15 protein-coding genes are annotated in these 16411 nt (G+C 61.9%); 14 read left to right on the top strand and 1 reads right to left on the bottom strand.

All coding sequences use genetic code 11. The annotated features are described in order from the left end of the window. Positions 1-633 precede the first annotated feature (633 nt). The 9 genes from AC56LG_RS13975 (at position 634) to AC56LG_RS14015 (ending at position 9547) form a co-directional block, all read left to right on the top strand. Positions 634-804, top strand: a complete 171-nt coding sequence (locus AC56LG_RS13975; RefSeq protein ID WP_497166681.1) for a hypothetical protein — start codon at positions 634-636, stop codon at positions 802-804. A gap of 100 nt (positions 805-904) precedes the next feature. Beyond that, positions 905-1942 carry an NAD(P)H-dependent flavin oxidoreductase gene (locus AC56LG_RS13980; protein ID WP_497166682.1) on the top strand — a complete coding sequence of 346 codons (1038 nt, stop codon included), beginning with the start codon at positions 905-907 and terminating at the stop codon, positions 1940-1942. Between the two features lie 15 nt (positions 1943-1957). Then, positions 1958-3583 carry a GMC family oxidoreductase gene (locus tag AC56LG_RS13985; protein WP_497166683.1) on the top strand — a complete coding sequence of 542 codons (1626 nt, stop codon included), beginning with the start codon at positions 1958-1960 and terminating at the stop codon, positions 3581-3583. Between the two features lie 156 nt (positions 3584-3739). Continuing rightward, a complete protein-coding gene (locus AC56LG_RS13990) occupies positions 3740-4513 on the top strand; it encodes an ABC transporter ATP-binding protein (protein ID WP_497166684.1) in 774 nt (257 codons plus the stop codon). 83 nt (positions 4514-4596) lie between these two features. Further along, positions 4597-5277: an ABC transporter ATP-binding protein gene (locus AC56LG_RS13995; RefSeq protein ID WP_497166685.1), complete on the top strand. Its 681-nt coding sequence runs from the start codon at positions 4597-4599 to the stop codon at positions 5275-5277. A gap of 40 nt (positions 5278-5317) precedes the next feature. Continuing rightward, a complete protein-coding gene (locus AC56LG_RS14000; protein WP_497166686.1) occupies positions 5318-6523 on the top strand; it encodes an ABC transporter substrate-binding protein in 1206 nt (401 codons plus the stop codon). A 259-nt stretch (positions 6524-6782) separates the two neighbouring features. Continuing rightward, positions 6783-7667: a branched-chain amino acid ABC transporter permease gene (locus AC56LG_RS14005; RefSeq protein WP_497166687.1), complete on the top strand. Its 885-nt coding sequence runs from the start codon at positions 6783-6785 to the stop codon at positions 7665-7667. Between the two features lie 3 nt (positions 7668-7670). Next, positions 7671-8690: a branched-chain amino acid ABC transporter permease gene (locus tag AC56LG_RS14010; protein ID WP_497166688.1), complete on the top strand. Its 1020-nt coding sequence runs from the start codon at positions 7671-7673 to the stop codon at positions 8688-8690. Then, positions 8687-9547 (top strand): alpha/beta fold hydrolase, encoded by an 861-nt coding sequence (locus AC56LG_RS14015; RefSeq protein ID WP_497166689.1) that lies wholly within the window; start codon positions 8687-8689, stop codon positions 9545-9547. Before AC56LG_RS14010 ends, AC56LG_RS14015 begins: the two co-directional genes overlap by 4 nt. Here AC56LG_RS14015 and AC56LG_RS14020 read toward each other — a convergent pair. Further along, the gene (locus AC56LG_RS14020) at positions 9544-10701 is read right to left on the bottom strand and encodes an iron-containing alcohol dehydrogenase (RefSeq protein ID WP_497166690.1); all 1158 of its coding nucleotides are present in this window, start codon (positions 10699-10701) and stop codon (positions 9544-9546) included. The genes AC56LG_RS14015 and AC56LG_RS14020 overlap by 4 nt on opposite strands. Before the next feature lie 120 nt (positions 10702-10821). On the opposite strand from AC56LG_RS14020, the gene AC56LG_RS14025 reads away from it, so the two are divergent. From AC56LG_RS14025 to AC56LG_RS14045, 5 genes are all read left to right on the top strand, one after another. Next, on the top strand, positions 10822-11589 hold the full coding sequence (locus tag AC56LG_RS14025) for a sulfite exporter TauE/SafE family protein (protein WP_497166691.1): 768 nt from the start codon (positions 10822-10824) through the stop codon (positions 11587-11589). 224 nt (positions 11590-11813) lie between these two features. Further along, the gene (gene mnmG, locus AC56LG_RS14030; protein ID WP_497166692.1) at positions 11814-13754 is read left to right on the top strand and encodes a tRNA uridine-5-carboxymethylaminomethyl(34) synthesis enzyme MnmG; all 1941 of its coding nucleotides are present in this window, start codon (positions 11814-11816) and stop codon (positions 13752-13754) included. Next, entirely contained in the window at positions 13751-14416 is a 666-nt protein-coding gene (gene rsmG, locus AC56LG_RS14035; RefSeq protein ID WP_497166693.1) for a 16S rRNA (guanine(527)-N(7))-methyltransferase RsmG, read from the top strand. Before mnmG ends, rsmG begins: the two co-directional genes overlap by 4 nt. 99 nt (positions 14417-14515) lie before the next feature. Continuing rightward, positions 14516-15286 (top strand): ParA family protein, encoded by a 771-nt coding sequence (locus AC56LG_RS14040; RefSeq protein WP_497166694.1) that lies wholly within the window; start codon positions 14516-14518, stop codon positions 15284-15286. 16 nt (positions 15287-15302) lie between these two features. Next, positions 15303-16172: a ParB/RepB/Spo0J family partition protein gene (locus tag AC56LG_RS14045; protein WP_497166695.1), complete on the top strand. Its 870-nt coding sequence runs from the start codon at positions 15303-15305 to the stop codon at positions 16170-16172. The last annotated feature ends 239 nt before the right edge of the window (positions 16173-16411 follow it).

The raw sequence follows: 16411 nt of genomic DNA on the forward strand, positions 1-16411 counted from the left end.
CGGACACATGCCGACCGTTTTTTTGCGACATGCGCATCTCACCATCCCGTCTTTAGCCAGCTCATCTGCATCGCGTTTTCCTGCAGACCATTCATCAGTCGACAAAATCCGGCTTGTCTCCTGGCCAGGAACGGGCGCAGCCGGGTTTTTCACAGCGCGCGGTCCGTTATCTGTTTAATCAAAAGGTATACATAAAAAATAGTAGTAGTAGTAAACGCGCCGTTTACTGTGGATAAACCGGATTTTCTCCACAAGCTCAAGGGTTTACGGGCCTGCCGATGTGCTGGACAAGCCGTGTATCCGGCTTGCACCGAAGGTGTACAGATTTCGGGTGGCAGCGAATGGCGGCGCTTCTGCACATTCGCTCCTGTGGATATGCATGGGCTTGTCCACACCCAGTTGGCCAGGGAAGCGTTTTGACTTTCAACTGAAGCAACTGCCGGGCAGAAAAGCGATGCACTGGCCGGCAAGGCATGGGGAACGGACTGCCTGGAGCTGAATCTGACGCAGGAGGCCAACAATCGATGGTGCGAGCAAAAAAAAATTTTCGCGCGCACGCAGCGTTCGCTCCTCAGGTTTACAACCAAAATAGGTATACAACGGTAGTAGTAGTGTTAACAACCGGCATTTTCTGTGGATAAGCCTGTTAACAGCCGAGAAATCATCGGTTTACGCGCTGTACAAGCCTGTGATGGCGTCTGTATCGCCGTGATGACAAATCTGGACAAGATTTTTGAAGGCGCGGAAATCGGCGTTTTTGCACAATCGGTTCCTGTGGATATCAAGAAGCTTATCCACAGATGAGCTGGCGAGAGGGTACTGGCGCGAAGTTTACGATCTGGTAAGCTTGCCTTAGTGAATTGAAATGAATTGAAATGCATCGATAACGACAACGGAGGCGGACATGGGAATCGACGGCTTGTTCCAGATACCGGTCATCCAGGGCCCGATGGCGGGCGGCGCTTGCACGCCGCAACTGGTCGCCTCCGTGTCGAACGCCGGTGCGCTCGGCGCCTTGCCTTGTTCGCTGCTGAGCCCGCAAACCATCCAACAGCAGGCGGCGCAGATCCGCAGCATGACGAATTCTCCGTTCATGCTGAATTTTTTCGTCCAGGGCAAGCCGGCGCCGAGTGCGCTTGAGGTGGCCAAGGGCATGGAATTGCTGCGCCCGGTCTGGGAAAACCTCGGCTGGGACAGCCTGCCGCTGCCTCGTAACTGGTGCGAGGATTTCGAGGCGCAGTTTGAAACGCTGATCACGCTGCGTCCGCCGGCAGTCAGTTTTACCTTCGGCATCCTGGAAAGCGTGCAAGTCGAACGCTTGCACGGCGCCGGCATCCGCGTGATCGGCACCGTCACCACGGTCGCAGAAGCGCTGGCCTGGGAAGCGGTCGGCGCCGACGCGGTGGTGGCGTCCGGGATCGAGGCGGGCGGACACCGCGGCACGTTTATCGGGCGCCAGGAAGAGGCGACGCTCGCGGGTGCAGAGCTATGGCCGGCGGTGGTGGCAGCGGTGAACATTCCCGTGATTGCCGCTGGCGGCATCATGAATGGTGCAGATATCCGGCGGGCGCTGGCGCTGGGTGCGCGCGCGGTGCAGATGGGCACCGCTTTTCTCGTCACCGATGAAGCGGCGCTGCATCCGGCGTATAAAGCGCGGCTGCTGAGCGGGGAAGGGCGGACGCGCTTGACGCGCAGTTTTTCCGGACGCTACGCACGCGGTATCGAGAACCGTTTCATGCGCATGATGGAAACGGCCGAGCCGAACGTGCCGCCGTATCCGGTGCAGAATGCCTTGACCGGTCCGATCCGCGCGGCGGCAGCGCAAAGCGGCGATACCGAACTGATGTCGCTATGGGCCGGCGCCGAATTCAAACGGGCGCGGCCGATGCCGGCGGCGGACCTGGTGAAGTTGCTGGAATCCGAATTGGCATCCAAACAGTAACCCTGAGGAGTGCGCGTGGAATCGGCTGGAGAATACGACTACATCATCGTTGGCGCCGGCACCGCGGGCTGTGTTCTTGCCAATCGCCTGACCCAAAACAAGCACGTCAAGGTGCTGCTGATCGAAGCCGGCGCGCGCGACGATTATTTGTGGATCCACATTCCCGTCGGTTACCTGCATTGCATCGGCAATCCGCGTACCGACTGGCTGTTCAATACCGAACCCGATCCCGGCCTCGGCGGGCGCGCCCTGATCTATCCGCGCGGTAAAGTGCTGGGCGGCAGTTCGTCGATCAACGGCATGATCTACATGCGCGGCCAGAAGCAGGATTACGCGCGCTGGGCCGAGGCCTGCGGCGACGATGCCTGGCGCTGGGAGCAGGTGCTGCCGCTGTTCAAGAAAAGCGAAGACCACTACCTGGGTGCCAGCGAGGTACATGGCGCCGGCGGCGAATGGCGCGTCGAAAAGCAGAGACTATCCTGGAAAATCCTGGATGCCTTCCGCGACGCCGCCGCCGAAGTCGGCATCGCCAAGGTCGACGATTTCAATACCGGTGACAATGCCGGTTCCTCGTATTTCGAAGTCAACCAGCGCCGCGGTATCCGCCTGAACACGGCGAAAGCATTTTTAAAGCCGGCGGCGCAGCGGCCCAATCTGACCATCATGACCGGCTGCCACGTCGAGCGCCTGCTGCTGGAAACGACCGAATCCGGCACCGTTTGTCGCGGCGTGCAATTTACCGGCGGCGGCCGCGCCTTCAGCGCCACCGCCCAGCGCGAAACTTTATTGGCCGCCGGCGCGATCGGCTCGCCGCATATCCTGCAATTGTCCGGTATCGGCGCCGCGAATCACCTGCATCGGCATGGCGTCGCGCCGCTGGTCGACCTGCCTGGCGTCGGCGAGAATTTGCAGGATCACCTGCAACTGCGCATGGTTTATAAGGTGCAGGGCGTCAAAACCCTGAACATGAGTGCGGCGAGCTGGTTCGGCAAGTTCAAGATCGGGCTCGAGTATGCGTTGACGCGCAGCGGGCCGATGTCGATGGCGCCGTCGCAGCTGGGCGCATTTGCCAAGTCACACCCGCAGCAAGCGACGCCGGATCTGCAATACCATGTGCAACCGCTGTCCCTGGAAAAATTCGGCGACCCGCTGCACGGTTTTCCCGCATTCACCGCCAGCGTCTGCAACCTGCGCCCGACTGCGCGCGGGCACGTGCGCCTGGGATCGCACGACAGTTACGCAGCACCGAAAATCACGCCGAATTATCTCAGCACGGTGGAAGACCGCCGTACCGCGGCGGCGGCGCTGGCCTTGACGCGCCGGATCGTCGCCGCACCCTCTCTGGCGCGCTACCAGCCGCAGGAATTCAAGCCGGGCCCGCTCTACAACACCGAGGAAGAACTGGCGACGGCGGCTGGCCAGATCGGCACCACGATTTTTCATCCGGTCGGCACCTGCAAAATGGGCAAATTCGACGATCCGCTCGCCGTGGTCGACAGTCAATTGCGGGTGCGCGGAGTAGGGCGGCTGCGCGTGGTCGATGCCTCGATCATGCCGTTTATTACCTCCGGCAACACCAACTCGCCGACGCTGATGATCGCGGAAAAAGCGGCGGCGCTGATTGCTGCCGATGCAGGCTGAATAAAAGCGCTCTGTGTAAACCTGCACAATCGGTCTGCGCCAGCAGCACCATTGTGCACGGCTGCACAGGATGGCGTTGTATTGTGTAAAGACCCAATCTGTGACATATTTGCCAAGTAGTCCCGCGGCAGATCGTATTCACGCACTGGAGACACAATGGCAGACGTCATTCTTGAAACGAAGAACTTGACCAAAGAGTTCAAGGGATTTACCGCAGTTAATGATGTCAACCTGCGCGTCCAGCGCGGACACATCCATGCTTTAATCGGCCCGAACGGCGCCGGCAAAACCACCTGTTTTAATCTGCTCACCAAATTCCTGGTGCCGACCTCGGGCCAGATCCTGTTCAACGGGCGCGACATCACCCGCGACAAACCGGCGCAAATCGCGCGCCGCGGCATCATCCGCTCTTTTCAGATATCCGCCGTATTTCCCCATTTGACCGTGCTGCAGAACGTGCGGATAGGATTGCAGCGCGAATTGGGTACCAGTTTTCATTTCTGGCGCAGCGAGGGTTCCCTGTCCACGCTCGACGCGCGCGCCATGGCGCTGCTCGACGAAGTCGATTTGGGCAGCTTCGCCGACACCGTCACCGCCGACTTGCCGTATGGTCGCAAGCGCGCGCTCGAGATCGCGACGACCTTGGCGATGGAACCGGAACTGATGCTGCTCGACGAGCCGACCCAGGGCATGGGCCACGAAGACGTGCACCGCGTCACGGCCCTGATTAAAAAAGTGTCACAAGGACGCACGATTTTGATGGTCGAACACAATATGAACGTCGTCTCCGGCATTTGCGACCGCATTTCCGTCCTTCAGCGCGGCGCCATGCTGGCCGAGGGAAGCTATGCCGAGGTATCGAAAAATCCGCAAGTGATGCAAGCCTACATGGGCACCGCCGACGGCGAACTCGAAGCGGGGCACGCATGAGCGGGGCACGAACGGCCGGGCCACGAGAGGCCGCGCCACGGGAGGCCGGGCCACGAAAGGCGGCGGCGCTGGAAATAAACGACTTGCAGGCCTGGTACGGCGAATCGCACATCCTGCACGGCATCAGCCTGGCGGTCGCACCCGGTGAAGTCGTCACCTTGTTGGGCCGGAATGGCGCCGGCCGTACCACCACGCTGCGCGCCATCATGGGCTTGACGGGCCGGCGCACCGGCTCGATCCGCATCAATGGCGTCGAGGCGATCGGCTTGCCGACCCACCGCATCGCCCACCTTGGCGTCGGCTATTGCCCGGAAGAGCGCGGGATTTTCTCGTCGCTGTCGACCGAAGAAAACCTGCTGTTGCCGCCGGCTTTGAAAGAGGGCGGGACGGCGATGTCGATCGACGAAATCTACGAGATGTTCCCGAATTTGAAGGAGCGCCGCCATAGCCAGGGTACGCGCCTGTCGGGCGGAGAGCAGCAGATGCTGGCAGTGGCGCGCATCCTGCGCACCGGTGCGCGCCTGCTGCTGCTCGATGAAATTTCCGAGGGACTGGCGCCAGTCATCGTGCAGGGACTGGCGCGCATGATCACCATGCTCAAGGCCAAGGGCTACACCATCGTCATGGTCGAGCAGAATTTCCGGTTTGCCGCGCCGCTGGCCGACCGCTTCCACGTCGTCGAACACGGGCAAATCGTCGAAACCATCGAGGCGCGCGATCTCGAGGCGAGGATGCCGGTCCTGACCGAACTGCTCGGCGTGTAGTTTAGTAAATACCATCCATCACAACAACGGAGACACCACAATGAAACGCACCGCCCTTGCCCTCGCCGCCAGCGCCCTACTGACCGGCTTCATGGCGCCTGCCCAGGCGCAGATCAGCGACGACACGATTAAAATTGGCCTCATTACGGACCTGTCCGGCGTCTATTCCGATGTCGACGGCAACGGCGGCGCCGAAGCCGTGCGCATGGCGATCGCCGACCTCGGCGGCGCCGTCAACGGCAAGAAGGTTCAGTTCATGGTCGCCGACCACCAGAACAAACCGGACATCGCCGCCTCCAAGGCGCGCGAATGGTTCGACCAGCAAGGCGTCGACATGCTGATCGGCGGCACCAATTCCGGCGCCAGCCTGGCCATGGCCAAAGTCGCGGCCGAGAAAAAGAAAGTGTTCATTGCGATCGGCGCCGGCACTGCCCAGCTGACCAACGAACAGTGTTCCCCGTACACCGTGCACTATGCCTACGACACCGTGGCGCTGGCGCGCGGCACCGGTTCGGCGGTGGTGAAGCAAGGTGGCAAGAGCTGGTATTTCATGACCGCCGACTATGCCTTCGGCCAGTCGCTGGAACGGGACACCACCGAGGTGCTGAAGAAAACCGGCGGTCAAGTGCTGGGCAGCGTCAAGCACCCGTTGTCGGCGTCGGATTTTTCGTCCTTCCTGCTGCAGGCGCAATCGTCCAAGGCGCAGGTGCTGGGCCTGGCCAATGCCGGCGGCGACACGATCAACTCGATCAAGGCGGCCAAGGAATTCGGGCTGACCAAGAACATGAAGATCGCCGGCTTGCTGGTGTTTATTAACGACGTTCACACGCTGGGCCTGAACGCGACCCAGGGCATGTATCTCACCGACGGCTGGTACTGGGACATGAATGCCGACACCCGCGCCTGGTCGAAGCGATATTTCGCCAAGATGAAGAAAGAGCCGTCGATGCTGCAGGCGGCCGATTACTCGGCGACGACCAATTACCTGAATGCCGTCAAAGCGATCGGTACCGACGATTCGACCAAGGTCATGGCCAAGCTGCGCGCGACCAAAATCAACGACATGTTCGCCAAGAATGGCGAGATCCGCCCGGATGGCCGCATGGTGCACGACATGTACCTGATGCAAGTGAAAGCGCCGAACGAATCGAAGTATCCATGGGATTACTACAAGCTGGTTGCCACCATCCCGGGCGCGCAGGCGTACACGACCAAGGCCGAGACCAAGTGCGCGGCGTGGAAGTAATTTGAATGGTTTCGCGCCTGCGGTAATGCAGGCGTGCGTTGAACGCGTGGGCGGGTGACCCGCCCACCTTACGTCCCTCCGGTTCAAGCAGGTGTTCCGCGAGCCTGCGTAAGGTGGGCGGGTTCCCCGCCCACGCGTTCAACGACGATTCGCAAGTCGCGTCCTTTGTATGTTTTCGTTGTTGCTTCACTCCCTTTGGCCGGTCCGGCCGCCCCCGCTGGCCGCCATCCCGCTATCCTGACTTTTGCTTTGGGTACCTATGGAAATTTTCGGCGTCCCCCTCCAAGCCATGATGAGCCAGCTGCTGCTGGGCTTAGTAAATGGTTCCTTCTATGCGATGCTCTCGCTCGGCCTGGCCGTCATTTTCGGTCTGTTGAACGTCATCAATTTCTCGCACGGTGCGCTGTACATGATGGGCGCCTTCATCGCCTACATCGGCGTCACCTCGTACGGCCTGAACTACTGGATGATGCTGGTGCTCGCGCCCTTGGTGGTCGGCGCCTTCGGCATCGCCGTCGAAAAGACGATGCTGCGCTGGCTATATAAACTCGACCATCTGTATGGGCTGCTGCTGACCTTCGGCATCACACTGTTATTGGAGGGCGTGTTCCGCTCCTTCTTCGGCGTGTCCGGCCAGACCCTGGACGTACCCGAAGCGCTGATCGGCGCCACCGACCTCGGCTTCATGATGCTGCCGAATTACCGTGCCTGGGTGGTGGTCGCCTCCCTGGTGGTCTGCCTCGGCACCTGGTTCGTGATCGAAAAAACGAGACTCGGCGCCTACCTGCGCGCCGGCACCGAAAATCCGAAACTGGTCGAAGCCTTCGGCATCAACGTGCCGCGCATGGTGACATTGACCTATGGTTTCGGCGTGGCGCTGGCCGGCCTGGCCGGGGTGCTGGCGGCGCCGGTGATCAACGTCACGCCGCTGATGGGCTCGAACCTGATCATCGTCGTCTTCGCCGTGGTCGTGATCGGCGGCATGGGCTCGATCCTCGGGTCGATCATCACCGGCCTGCTGCTGGGGGTGATCGAGGGGTTGACGCGCGTCTTCTATCCGGAAGGGTCCGAGGTCGTCGTGTTCGTGGTCATGGTCATCGTGCTGCTGCTGCGCCCGGCCGGCCTGTTCGGTAAGGAGAAATAAGCGATGAACAAGAAACTCATGGTCGCAATAGCCTTCGCCGTCGCCCTGGCCGCACCATACTTCGGCTATCCAGTGTTCCTGATGAAGCTGCTCTGCTTCGCGCTGTTCGCCTGCGCCTTCAACTTGCTGATCGGCTTTACCGGGCTGCTGTCGTTTGGCCACGCCGCCTTTTTCGGCAGCGCCGGCTACGTCACCGGCTACCTGCTGACCACGGTCGGCTTGCCGACCGAGCTCGGCATCCTGGCCGGGGTCGCCGCCAGCGCCGTGCTGGGACTGGTCATCGGTTCGCTGGCGATCCGCCGCCAGGGCATTTATTTTTCGATGATCACGCTGGCGTTGGCGCAAATGGTGTATTTCGCCGCGCTGCGCAGCCCATTTACGCATGGCGAAGATGGGCTGCAGGGTGTTCCACGTGGAACACTGTTCGGCGTGATCGATCTCGGTAACGACCTCACCTTGTACTACGTCGTGCTTGCCATTGTCGTGGCCGGCTTCGCGCTGATCGTACGCACCGTGCATTCGCCGTTCGGGCAAGTACTGAAAGCGATCAAGGAAAACGAGCCGCGCGCGATCTCGCTCGGGTATGACGCCGACAAATACAAATTGCTGGCGTTCGTGCTCTCCGCTGCGCTGACTGGCCTGGCCGGTTCCACCAAAACCCTGGTGCTCGGCTTCGAAACCCTGACCGACGTCCACTGGACCATGTCTGGCCTGGTGGTGCTGATGACCCTGGTCGGCGGCATGGGCACGATGGCCGGTCCGATCATCGGCGCCTTCATCATCGTTGCGCTGGAAAACAAGCTGGGCGAGGTCGGCAACTTCCTGGCCGAGGGGACCGGCATTAGTTGGTTCTCGACCTTGGGCGAGTCGGTCGGCATGGTCACCGGCCTGATCTTCATCGTCTGCGTGCTGCTGTTCCGGCGCGGTATCGTCGGAGAAATCGGCGCCTTGTTCGAACGCATGGGCCGCAAGAAGTCGGCGCCGGCGGCGCGCGCTGCTACGCCAGAACGGGAAACCGCATGAGACAGGAATCGCTGCAACTGATGGTGAATGGCTTGCGCCTGCAAGTGCAAAGCGTGGGGCAGGGGCCGGCAGTGGTGCTGCTGCACGGTTTTCCGGATTCCCACGTCGTCTGGCGCAAGCAGGTAGCGCCGCTGGTGGCCGCCGGTTACCGGGTGCTGGCGCCCGACCTGCGCGGCTATGGCGGCAGCGACGCGCCGCTGGCGGTCGACGCCTACCGCCTCGACCACCTGTGCGCCGACGTGCTCGCCATGCTTGATGCGCTCGGCATTCCGCGTGCGCGCATCGTCGGCCACGACTGGGGCGCGGTGATCGGCTGGCTGCTGTGCATGCGCGCGCCGGAACGCATCGACCAATTCGTCGCGCTGTCGGTCGGCCATCCGGCGGCGTTCGCGCGCGCCGGCATCATGCAAGCGCTGCGCTCGAGCTACATGATGTGGTTCCTGGTGCCGGGGCTGGCGGAACGCTCGCTGCTGGCCGGCGACTTTTATCTGATGAGCCGGTTCACCAAAGACCGCGCCCAGGTCGGGCATTGGAAGCGCAGTTTCCGCGACCCGAGCCGGATGACGGCGGCGCTGAATTATTACCGGGCCAACGTACCGCGCGGACTCGGACTGGCGAGCCAGGATGAACCGGTGCGGGTACCGGTGATGGGCGTCTGGAGCAGCGGCGATCAGGCGCTGGGCGAAACGCAGATGCGCGATTCAGCGCGCTACGTCGCCGGCGGTTGCAGGTATGAGCGCATCGACGGCGCCGACCACTGGCTGCAAGTGACGGCGCCGGATCAGGTCAACGCGTTATTGCTCGATTTCTTTGCAGGGTCGCCGCTGGCTGCGGCGCCCGTTTCTCCGCTCGACTAGAACGCCGCGGCGTAGATCGCGCGTGCATCGGCACGCGTGAGGTCGCGCGGATTGTTGCCCAGCAGGCGCGTCTGCAGCATGGCGTCGTCGGCCAAGCGGTCGAGGTCGGCTTCACCGATCCCCATTTCTTGCAGCCGCGTCTGGATCCCGGTGCGTGCGGCAATCTCCCGCATCGCCGCGATCAATGCCTCGGTGCGCTGTTCCGCGCTTCCGCTGCAGCCCGGTACCACGATGTCGGCCAGTTCGGCATACAGCGGCGCCGCATGTGAGGCATTGAAACGCAATACGTGCGGCAAGACCAGCGAATTCGACAGCCCGTGCGGCACATGAAAAATGCCGCCGATCGGGTAGGCGAGGGCGTGTACGGCGGCGACCGGTGCATTCGAAAACGCCTGGCCGGCCAGGCAAGCGCCGAGCAGCATGGCCTGTCTCGCTTCCAGGTTGGCGCCATCCTCGACCGCCACCAGTAGATTGCGCGACAGCAGGCGCAGCGCTTCGCGCGCCAGGTTGTCCGACAGCGGGTTTTTCTTGTGCTTGCTGGTATACGCCTCGATCGCATGCACCATCGCATCGATGCCGGTGGCGGCGGTGACCACTGGCGGCAAGCCGAGTGTCAGGCTTGCGTCGAGCAGGGCCAGATCCGCATACAGTTGCGGTGCGACGACGCCCATCTTGGTCGTCTCTCCAGTGGTGACGATGGCAATATTCGTGACCTCGGAACCGGTGCCGGCCGTGGTCGGCACTTGCACCAGCGGCAGGCGAGTACCAATAACGTTGCCGATGCCGTAGATCTGCTGCAGCGCCTGGCTGCTGTTGGCCAGCACTGCCACCAGCTTGGCGACATCCATCGAACTGCCGCCGCCGAAGCCGACGATCAGGTCCGCTTCCATGGCGCGCGCGGCGCCGACCGCATTGTCGACGATGTGCTCGGGCGGGTCCGCGACGACATCTGAAAACACGTCCACCGTAACACTCTGCTGCGCCAGGCTGGCGCGCGCCGGTTCGAGCAAGCCGGTGCGCAGGAAGCCGGCGTCGGTGACGAGCAGGACGCGGCGGGTGTTGGTGAAACGTTCGGCGATGAGCTGGCCGAGGCGGGCGGCGGCGCCAGGTTCCGAAACGATGCTGGCAACGGTATTGAAGGCAAAGGCAGTCATGGTTATCCCGAGTCGAAAGGAACGATCAGGTTACACCAGAAAGTGCGCAATGGACGGGCAGGGCCTTGCCGCGTTACCGTACAATTTCGCCTTTTCAAATTGAAGCGAAAGCAGTGAATCATGGATGTTGTTTGGCTCGGCGGCGCCGCCTTCCTGGCCGGGTTGGTAGATGCAGTCGTCGGCGGCGGCGGCCTGATCCAGGTACCGGCCATCTTTTCCTTCTTGCCGAAAGAAGCCGCGGCAACCCTGCTCGGCACAAATAAACTGGCCAGCATTTGCGGCACCGGCGCCGCCGCCGTGAATTATGCGCGCCGGGTGCGGGTCGCCTGGAGCGCAGCGGCACCGGCGGCAGTCGCCGCCTTTGCCCTGTCGTTTGTCGGCGCCTGGACCGTAACGCGCGTGCCCGGCGACTTCGTGCGCAGCCTGCTCCCTTTCGTTTTGCTGGCGGTGGCGTTCTACACCTTCCGCAAGAAAGACCTGGGCGCGGTGCACGCGCCGCTACACAGCGGCAGGGCGGAGCGCTGGTGGGCGGTCGGCATCGGCGCCGCGATCGGATTTTATGACGGCTTTTTCGGCCCCGGTACCGGCAGCTTCTTGATCTTCCTGTTCGTGCGCTTCTTCGGCTTCGATTTCCTCAGCGCTTCGGCGGCAGCGAAAATCGTAAACGTCGCCTGCAACCTGTCGGCACTGCTGTGGTTCGGGTACAGCGGTCACTTGCTGTGGCAACTCGGCTTGCTGATGGCCGTGTGCCAGGTCGGCGGCTCGCTGGTCGGTACACGCCTCGCGATCAAGCACGGCAGCGCCTTTGTCCGCAAGCTGTTCCTGGTCGTGGTGTCGACCCTGATCGTCAAGACGGGATTTGACGCAGTCGTACGGCTGGTTAGTTAAATTGTTTCACGTGGAACAAAGCCGGAGAGGTACGTACTGTCCGGTTTTTTATTGCTTGAAGTGTAGATAAACAGCCCCATTGTTTCACGTGAAACAGCCATTCACCTGCTCGCGACTGTGTTCCACGTGAAACAAAATCCGCCTCGATTTTGGCCACGCTGCGTTTGAGAACGCAAAAGATCCTATAATCGCGCATTAGACTCCTCGCCTCACACCTTCCCATCATGCTATTTCCAACTGAATTCGACGTGATCGTCGTCGGTGGCGGCCATGCCGGTACCGAGGCTGCACTCGCGTCCGCACGCATGGGGCAGAAAACCCTGCTCCTTACCCACAACATCGAAACCCTGGGCCAGATGTCCTGCAATCCGTCGATCGGCGGCATTGGCAAGGGCCACCTGGTCAAGGAAGTGGACGCCCTCGGCGGCGCCATGGCGATCGCCACCGATGAAGCCGGCATCCAGTTCCGCATCCTGAACTCATCGAAAGGACCGGCCGTGCGCGCCACCCGCGCCCAGGCCGACCGCATCCTCTATAAAGCGGCGATCCGCTCGCGCCTGGAAAACCAGCCGAACTTGTGGCTGTTCCAGCAGGCGGTCGACGATTTGTTGGTCGAAGGCGACCGCGTGGTTGGCGCCGTCACCCAGATCGGCTTGCAGTTCCGCGCCCGTGCCGTGGTGCTGACCGCCGGTACTTTCCTCGACGGTAAGATCCACGTCGGTCTGCAAAACCACACGGCCGGCCGCGCCGGCGACCCGGCCGCCGTCGCCTTGTCGAGCCGTTTAAAGGAGCTGAAACTGCCGCAAGGGCGCCTGAAAACCGGCACGCCGCCGCGCATCGACGGCCGCAGCATCGACTATGCGGTGCTGGCCGAACAGCCGGGCGACCTCGATCCGGTGCCCGTGTTTTCCGTCATGGGCAATGCCGCCATGCACCCCAGACAGGTGCCGTGCTGGGTCACGCACACGAATGCGCAGACCCACGACATCATCCGCAACGGACTGGATCGCAGCCCGATGTATACCGGCGTGATCGAAGGTGTCGGCCCCCGTTATTGCCCGTCGATCGAAGACAAGATCCACCGCTTCGCCTCCAAGGAATCGCACCAGATCTTCCTCGAGCCGGAAGGCCTCACCACGCACGAAATCTATCCGAACGGTATCTCGACGAGCTTGCCGTTCGACGTGCAAATCGCCCTGGTACGCTCCATGAAAGGTATGGAAAACGCCTTTATTTTGCGTCCCGGCTATGCCATCGAATACGATTATTTCGACCCGCGCGGCCTGAAATCGTCGCTCGAAACCAGGGCTATCCGCGGCCTGTTCTTCGCTGGCCAGATCAACGGCACCACCGGTTACGAAGAAGCCGCCGCCCAAGGCCTGCTTGCCGGCATGAACGCCGCCCTGCAAACCAAAGGGGAAGATGCCTGGACCCCGGGCCGCGCGGAAGCCTATCTCGGCGTGCTGGTCGACGATTTGACCACCCAGGGCGTGGCCGAACCCTACCGCATGTTCACCAGCCGCGCCGAATACCGTCTGTCTTTGCGCGAAGACAATGCCGACATGCGCCTGACGGAAATGGGCCGCAAGCTGGGCGTGGTCGGCGATGCCCAGTGGGCGGCGTTCGAGACCAAACGCGAAGCGGTGGCGCGCGAACTGGAACGCTTGCGCTCGACCTGGGTCAACCCGCGCATCCTGGCGGCTGCCGAATCCGAGCGCGTCGTTGGCCAGGCGTTGGAGCGCGAGTACAACCTGGCGGACTTGCTACGCCGTCCGGGTGTCGAATACACGACCCTGATGACGATGACCGGGGTCGAAGGCCAGCCATTGGCAGGACCAGGCGTTGCCGATCCTGCCGTCAAGGAGCAGGTCGAAATCCAGCTGAAATACGCCGGTTACATCGACCGCCAGGCGAAAGAGGTCGAGCGCCACGACCACTACGAAAACCTGAAATTGCCCGAGAACCTGGATTACCTGGACATCGCCGCGCTCTCCTTCGAGGTACGCCAGAAGCTCGATAAACAGCGTCCGCAGACCCTGGGCCAGGCGTCGCGCATCTCCGGCGTGACGCCGGCGGCTATTTCACTATTGCTGGTGCACCTGAAAAAACGTGGCGCAAAAGGGTTTACGGCTACTGCAGCGACCAACGAGGAGGCAGCACAGTGAGGGGTTTTGACCGCGAAAAATTGATGGGCGTGCTGAGCGACGGCATCGATGAGATGGATTTACCCCTGTGGGCGGCCCAGCGCGAACAATTGATGGATTACCTGGCCCTGATGGCCAAGTGGAACGGCGTCTACAACCTGACCTCGCTGCGCGACCCGCTGCAGATGGTCACGCACCACGTGCTCGATTCGCTGGCAGCGGTGCCGGCCTTCGCCGCGGCGAAGAACGTGCTCGACGTCGGGGCAGGGGGCGGTTTGCCGGGCATCGTGCTGGCGATTGCGCGGCCGGACATCAAGGTGTCGCTGATCGACACCGTGCACAAGAAAACCGCGTTTTTGACCCAGGTAAAAGCCGAACTGGGTTTGACCAACGTCACCGTGTACACGATGAAGGTGCAGGAACTGCAGGCCGGGCCCTTCGACGTCATCACCTCGCGCGCCTTTGCCGACCTGTCCGATTTCGTCAACTGGTCCGGGCATTTGCTGGCCGAGGGCGGGCAATTCATTGCCCTGAAAGGCACGGCGCCGGCCGAGGAACAGGAGCGGCTGCCGGCGGAGTGGAAAGTGAAGGAATTGCGGCCGATTCGGGTGGCAAAACTGGAAGCGGAGCGGCACCTGGTTTTCATCGAAAAGCAGAACGAAAAATCAGCGCAAACAAACTAACGATATAAATCGTTTATACAATTTATTCGATATAAATCAAGATAACGGTTTATTGAGAATGATCGGTATAAACCGTATGTTCGTGTCCGGAAAGAACAGATGGCAAAGATATTTTGTGTGGCAAACCAAAAGGGTGGCGTCGGCAAGACGACCACCAGCGTCAACCTGGCGGCGGGACTGGCCAAGCTGGACCAGCGCGTGCTGCTGGTCGATCTCGACCCGCAGGGTAATGCGACCATGGGCGCCGGCATCAACAAGGCCAGCCTGGCAGCGTCGACTTATCACGTGCTGCTCGGCGAAGCGGAAGTCACCGAGGCGCGCCAGCGTTCGGAAGCGGGGCGCTTCGACGTGCTGCCCGCCAACCGCGAGCTGGCCGGCGCCGAAGTCGAGATGGTGGAACTCGACAGCCGCGAGCGCAGGCTGAAGCACGCGCTGGCCAAGGTCGATGGCGACTACGATTTTATTCTGGTCGACTGTCCGCCGGCCCTGTCGATGCTGACCCTGAACGGCCTCTGTGCCGCCCATGGCGTGATTATCCCGATGCAGTGCGAGTACTACGCCCTCGAAGGTTTGTCCGACCTGGTGAACACGATCAAGAAGGTCCATGCGAACTTGAACACTGATCTAAAGATCATCGGGCTGCTGCGCGTGATGTTCGATCCGCGCATGACCCTGTCGCAGCAAGTCTCGGCCCAGCTCGAGCAGCATTTCGGCGGCAAGGTCTTTAAAACGATCATTCCGAGGAATGTTCGCCTGGCGGAAGCGCCTTCGTACGGTGTGCCGGGCGTGAGTTTCGACCCGTCCTCGAAGGGCGCGCAGGCATACATCGCATTCGGGGCCGAAATGGTCGAGCGCATCAAGACAATGTAAGGGTAAATAGACAACCATGGCGACGAAAAAACTCAAGGGCCTCGGCCGCGGCCTCGATGCGCTGCTGGGCGGGGACATGGACGATGCACCCGCGCCCGCCGGCGCCCCGTCCGCACTGCCGATCGCCCAACTGCAGGCCGGCAAGTACCAGCCGCGCACCCGCATGGACGAGGGCGCCCTGGCCGAGCTGGCCGCCTCCATCAAAACCCAGGGCATCATGCAGCCGGTGCTGGTGCGTCCCATCGCTGCGGGACGCTACGAAATCATTGCCGGCGAGCGCCGCTTCCGCGCGGCGCAGCTGGCCGGACTCGAGGAAATTCCGGTGCTGGTGCGCGACGTCGACGACCAGGCCGCGGCCGCCATGGCCCTGATCGAGAACATCCAGCGCGAAGACTTGAATCCCCTGGAAGAAGCGCAGGGCATCGCGCGCCTGATCTCGGACTTCGATTTTACCCACGAGCAGGCGGCGCACGCCGTCGGCCGCTCGCGCAGTGCCGTCTCCAATTTGCTGCGCCTGGTGAACCTGGCGCAACCGGTGCAGACCATGCTGATGGCGGGCGATATCGACATGGGCCATGCCCGCGCGCTGCTGTCGGTGGATAACGCCAGCCAGATCGCGCTGGCCAGCCACGTGGTGGCAAAACGCTTGTCGGTGCGCGACACCGAAAAGCTGGTGGCGCGCGCGCTCGAAGAGCAGGCAAGCTCGAACACCCAGCCGCGCCTGAAAGACAAGTCGGGAGACATCGTGCGCCTGGAAGAGGAACTGTCGGACAAGCTCGCCACGCCGGTCGTGTTCAAGATGGGGCCGAAGGGCAGGGGGCAGATGATCATCGATTTCGCCGACCTCGATATTCTGGAAGGGGTGCTGGCGCGCTTGCGGGCTTGAGTTGTTCAACTTCTGCGCCGCACGCTTGTGGATAAGCTTGCCGATAAGCGTGTGGGCAGGGGTGTATCAGCGTGTGGGCAAGCGGTGGAAAGGGTGAGGATAACGATGAAGCTCCACCGGAATGGCCCGAATCAGCGTGACGACATGCACGGGTGCGAACGCGTGGGCACGAGTGCCCACCCTACGGTATGCATCAGCTTGTGGATAAAGATGTGGGCAAGCGTGTGCGTAGCCGGTGG

It is taken from the genome of Telluria sp. ZB2R32, assembly GCF_059685715.1.

Coding starts and splice junctions, on each gene's coding strand:
- AC56LG_RS14025 (WP_497166691.1), top strand. CDS start 10,822: ATGGATGTTGTTTGGCTCGGCGGCGCCGCCTTCCTGGCCGGGTTGGTA.
- AC56LG_RS13980 (WP_497166682.1), top strand. CDS start 905: ATGGGAATCGACGGCTTGTTCCAGATACCGGTCATCCAGGGCCCGATG.
- AC56LG_RS14020 (WP_497166690.1), bottom strand. CDS start 10,701: ATGACTGCCTTTGCCTTCAATACCGTTGCCAGCATCGTTTCGGAACCT.
- AC56LG_RS14045 (WP_497166695.1), top strand. CDS start 15,303: ATGGCGACGAAAAAACTCAAGGGCCTCGGCCGCGGCCTCGATGCGCTG.
- AC56LG_RS14015 (WP_497166689.1), top strand. CDS start 8,687: ATGAGACAGGAATCGCTGCAACTGATGGTGAATGGCTTGCGCCTGCAA.
- mnmG (WP_497166692.1), top strand. CDS start 11,814: ATGCTATTTCCAACTGAATTCGACGTGATCGTCGTCGGTGGCGGCCAT.
- AC56LG_RS14005 (WP_497166687.1), top strand. CDS start 6,783: ATGGAAATTTTCGGCGTCCCCCTCCAAGCCATGATGAGCCAGCTGCTG.
- AC56LG_RS14000 (WP_497166686.1), top strand. CDS start 5,318: ATGAAACGCACCGCCCTTGCCCTCGCCGCCAGCGCCCTACTGACCGGC.
- AC56LG_RS14010 (WP_497166688.1), top strand. CDS start 7,671: ATGAACAAGAAACTCATGGTCGCAATAGCCTTCGCCGTCGCCCTGGCC.
- AC56LG_RS13990 (WP_497166684.1), top strand. CDS start 3,740: ATGGCAGACGTCATTCTTGAAACGAAGAACTTGACCAAAGAGTTCAAG.
- AC56LG_RS14040 (WP_497166694.1), top strand. CDS start 14,516: ATGGCAAAGATATTTTGTGTGGCAAACCAAAAGGGTGGCGTCGGCAAG.